The organism is Methylorubrum podarium (assembly GCF_022179745.1).
Lineage (GTDB): Bacteria > Pseudomonadota > Alphaproteobacteria > Rhizobiales > Beijerinckiaceae > Methylobacterium > Methylobacterium podarium.
This window is the reverse complement of the sequence record NZ_BPRD01000584.1, coordinates 1-3,592: the sequence shown is the minus strand read 5'-3', so window position 1 is coordinate 3,592 and position 3,592 is coordinate 1. Positions and strand designations below refer to the sequence as shown.

Annotated in this window: 7 protein-coding genes; 1 reads left to right on the top strand and 6 read right to left on the bottom strand. The window is 70.9% G+C overall.

What is annotated here, in order from left to right:
- On the top strand, positions 1-335 hold a 335-nt coding region (locus tag MFF42_RS24020), incomplete at its 5' end, for a MarR family winged helix-turn-helix transcriptional regulator (RefSeq protein WP_373875220.1).
- Between the two features lie 409 nt (positions 336-744).
- On the opposite strand, the gene MFF42_RS24015 is transcribed toward MFF42_RS24020, so the two are convergent.
- The 6 genes from MFF42_RS24015 to MFF42_RS23990 form a co-directional block, all read right to left on the bottom strand.
- Positions 745-1,071, bottom strand: coding sequence for a hypothetical protein (locus MFF42_RS24015; protein ID WP_238258346.1), 327 nt, complete (start codon positions 1,069-1,071; stop codon positions 745-747).
- The gene (locus tag MFF42_RS24010; RefSeq protein WP_238258344.1) at positions 1,068-1,355 is read right to left on the bottom strand and encodes a hypothetical protein; all 288 of its coding nucleotides are present in this window, start codon (positions 1,353-1,355) and stop codon (positions 1,068-1,070) included. The genes MFF42_RS24015 and MFF42_RS24010 overlap by 4 nt, the downstream gene beginning before the upstream one ends.
- Before the next feature lie 168 nt (positions 1,356-1,523).
- Positions 1,524-2,180 carry a M15 family metallopeptidase gene (locus MFF42_RS24005; RefSeq protein ID WP_238258348.1) on the bottom strand — a complete coding sequence of 219 codons (657 nt, stop codon included), beginning with the start codon at positions 2,178-2,180 and terminating at the stop codon, positions 1,524-1,526.
- Positions 2,180-2,617 carry an EamA family transporter gene (locus MFF42_RS24000; protein WP_238258342.1) on the bottom strand — a complete coding sequence of 146 codons (438 nt, stop codon included), beginning with the start codon at positions 2,615-2,617 and terminating at the stop codon, positions 2,180-2,182. The genes MFF42_RS24005 and MFF42_RS24000 overlap by 1 nt, the downstream gene beginning before the upstream one ends.
- A gap of 11 nt (positions 2,618-2,628) precedes the next feature.
- Positions 2,629-2,997 (bottom strand): fluoride efflux transporter CrcB, encoded by a 369-nt coding sequence (gene crcB / locus MFF42_RS23995; protein ID WP_238258340.1) that lies wholly within the window; start codon positions 2,995-2,997, stop codon positions 2,629-2,631.
- 372 nt (positions 2,998-3,369) lie between these two features.
- The coding region (locus MFF42_RS23990) for a hypothetical protein (RefSeq protein ID WP_238258338.1) at positions 3,370-3,592 on the bottom strand (223 nt) is incomplete at its 5' end.

Here is a 3,592-nt window from a genome sequence, read left to right as displayed (position 1 = left end):
ACGATGCGCCCGTCGCCGCCCTCGGCTTCGTCGAGCGCCGGGCCGAGGCCGGCGACGGGCGCATCGTGCGCGTGCGCCTGACCGAGACCGGAATGGCCAAGGCCGCCGCGATCGAGCGGATCTGGGACGAGGTCGAGGCCGAACTGCTCGACGACTTCGACAACAAGGAGCGCCGCCGCCTGCGCAAGCTCCTGCGCCGCGTCGCCCGCAACCTCGCGGAAGCCGCCGGCGTGACCGGCCACGAGGACGCCGACCACGAACTCGACGGCGAGGCCGACGACGAGGAGGAGGCCCTGCTGGGGCCGGCCGGCTCGGACGCGGTGGCGCAGTCCTAGGGCATCGTGCCGACCGGTGGCTGCCGGATTGTCTGAAACAATTTCCGGCTTATCCGCTCGGTTGGCGGCCGATCCCCCTCTCCCCGCCGGGCGGGGAGAGGCCCGCAGGCACCTTGTCGTGACTGCGGGAAGCGGAGGCGAAGCCGGAGCGGCGGTGAGGGGGTGCTTCCGGAGGAGGCTCCTCCGGCACCGCCCCCTCACCGTCGGCTGCCGCCCCGCCGCGCTCCCCGACGAGGGGGAGACGCGGCCCTCTCCCCGCAGGCGGGGAGAGGGGGACATACCGTCACGACCGGATTGATCAGCCGGAAGAAGTCTTGAGATGACGCGGTAGAGTCGGTGGCGTCCGGGGCAGATCGAACGGACCGCCGCCCCGATCCGTCACAGGATCATCTGATCCCGGCAGCGCGGCTCAGGCCCGTCCGGCAGGCACCATGTCGGCGAGGTCGTGCCGGGCGGGGTGGGAGAGGGCGGCGGCCAGCATCGCTTCCAGAACGATGAGGTCGGCCTCCGGATCGGGCTCCCAGCCGCAGGTGCAGTGCCCGTCGGGGCCGTGCGCGGCGGCCACCTGCCGGTAGAGCGTGCCGACGGTGCGCGCGGCCGCCTCCAGTGCCGCCATAACGTGCATCGGCTCCCGCTGCAGCGCCTGCCAGAACGCGACCGTGAGGGCGCGCTCCAGCGTCCCCTGCGCGTTCCGCTCCACCGCGCCGGGCGGAGCCGTGACGAGACCGGCGCTCATGCCCGCACCTCCGCCCGAACCCGCGCGCGGGCTTCGACCGGCACCAGCCGCGGCGGTGTCGCATCGCCGGGCTCCAGCCCGAGGAGCGATTCGAGCCCGCCCCGGCTCAGGCCGAGGGAGGAGCCGTCCCACCACGCGAGCCGTAACGATTCGAGCAGGCCGTCGAGACTCGCGAGCCAGGCGGTCAGGCCGCCGGCACTGTCGCGCGCGGGGGGCAGCGTATCGGCCCGAGAGGGCCACGGGCTACCGTGCGAAGCGTTCGGGAATATGAAAATGTGCGCCATGGATTGATCATGGCCATAACTGTAGAGAGCGCGCAAGAGATCTTCAAAACATTGGAAATGCTTCAAAGAATTGCTGTTTTGATCCGTTGCAATGTCGATTTAGAACAATTCGATCTGTTCGGAAAAGACTCTGCCGCGTCTCGGCTTGGGCCGGCCGGGCGCCGCCGATCAGCGGACCGGCTGGTCGAAGGCGGTGTCGGGGAACGGCTCACCCTTGAGGGTGAAGTGCCACCATTCCTGCGCGTAGGGGACGAAGCCGGCGCGAATCATCGCGTCGCGCAGGCGACGGCGGTTGCGGGCCTGGGCCGGGGTGAGGCCGGAAAAGTCCGTCGCCGAGGCTTCGTCGAACAGGTCGAAGGGCGTGCCCATGTCGAGTTCGGCGCCGTCGGCGCGGCGCACCAGCGTCAGGTCCACAGTCGAGCCGCGGGAATGCGACGAGCGCTCGGCGATGTAGCCGAGGCGAAACAGGTCCGCCTTGTCGGTCCGCGGGTAGTAGGCGGCTTTCATCCGCGTGTCGGCCGGGTCGCGCGCCCAGGCGGCGAAGTCGGCCACCGCCCGGCGCGGGCGGTAGCAGTCGAACACCTTGAGACCGAGCCCCTCCGGCGCGAGCGAGGACTGGACCGCCGCCAGCGCGCGAGCCGCCTGCGGCGTCAGCAGGCAGCGCGGCGCCTCGTAGCCGGCGATCGGCCGGCCGATGAAGTTGTCGGACCCGGCATAGCGCATGTCGAGGACGAGGCCCGGCACGATTCCGGCCGCATCGACGAAGGGGCCGGCCTCGGCAGGCTGGGACGCGGCGAGGGCGAGGGCCGTCACGAGGGCGCGCATCAGGCCCGCCATGCCAGCAGCCCGGCGCCGGTCGCGATCAGCCCGACGCCGAGCCAGTGATGGGGCGCGAGGCGCTCGCCGAGGAAGACGACGCCGAACACCGCCACCAGCACGACGCTCAGCTTGTCGAGCGGCGCGACGCGGCCGGCATCGCCCAGCGCCAGCGCCCGGAAGTAGCAGAGCCAGGACGCCCCGGTGGCGAGCCCAGACAGGACGAGGAAGACGAGATTTCTGCCGGACACGCGGGCGAGGTCCGGCATCTGCCCCGCGGCGGCGACGATGGCACCCGTCAGCATCAGGATCACCACGGTCCGGATGAAGGTCGCCACGTCCGGCGGCACGCCGTCGATCCCGAGCTTGGCGAGGATCGCGGTGGCGGCGGCGAATCCGGCCGACAGCAGGGCCCAGAACCGCCAGGACAGGAGCCAATCGCCCAAGACAATCTCCCTCACAGGGCGTGGCGCATCACGATCAGCGCCAGGGCCAGCCCGCCGATGCCCGCGAGCACCGAGACGAGCACGTAGGCGAGCGCCGCCAGCCCGTCGCCGCGCTCCATCAGGGTGACGGCTTCGAGGGAGAAGGTCGAGAAGGTGGTGAAGCCGCCGAGAATCCCGGTGGCCACGAACAGCCGCGCCTGGGGCGACCCGCCGCGGGCGGCGAGCCAGCCGGTGACGATCCCCATCAGCACGGAGCCGGCGACGTTGATGCCGAGCGTGCCCCACGGAAAGCTCGAGCCGAGCCGCACGGCCCAGTGATTGACCCCGTGGCGCAACACGCCGCCGAGGCCGGCACCGAGGAAGACGAGGAGCGTGTTCAAGGCGGGGGCTCGTGGTGGGGCGCCGGGCCGAGCGGACCGGTCTGCTGGGGGCGCGCAGGTTCTAGCGCATCGAACGGCGGCGCGCCTCACCCGGACAGCGCCGTGGCCGCCGATCCTGCCACGAGCGTTCGGACCCGGCTCGATCCAGAAGAAGACCCCGCCGGCACCGGGCCGACGGGGTCTCTGCTCTAAGGTGATGGCGAGCTCATACGATGTCCGGTTGATCACCTCGGGTTTTGCCCCACCCGTCATCGCGAGGCGGAGCCGTGGCGATCCAGGGCACGCCATCTCCGGACAAGGCGCGCCCTGGATTGCTTCGGCTTCGCCTCGCAAAGACGAAGGAGAGACCGAAACCATCCCGCGGATGTCGTCTCAGTCGTCGCCCAAAACCTTGTCGGGCGTGATCGGCAGGTGGCGGATGCGCTTGCCGGTGGCGTGGTAGACCGCGTTGGCGATCGCCGCGGCCACGCCGACGACGCCGATCTCGCCGACACCCTTCACGCCGAGGGGGTTCGCCTTGTCCTCCTCGTCCACGAAGATCACGTCGATGTCGTGGATGTCGGCATGGACCGGCACGTGGTACTCGCCGAGATTG

Bases quoted from the DNA above. Each gene is read 5' to 3' on its own strand.
- MFF42_RS24015 (WP_238258346.1), bottom strand. From the start codon at position 1,071: ATGAGCGCCGGTCTCGTCACGGCTCCGCCCGGCGCGGTGGAGCGGAAC.
- MFF42_RS24010 (WP_238258344.1), bottom strand. From the start codon at position 1,355: ATGGCGCACATTTTCATATTCCCGAACGCTTCGCACGGTAGCCCGTGG.
- MFF42_RS24005 (WP_238258348.1), bottom strand. From the start codon at position 2,180: ATGCGCGCCCTCGTGACGGCCCTCGCCCTCGCCGCGTCCCAGCCTGCC.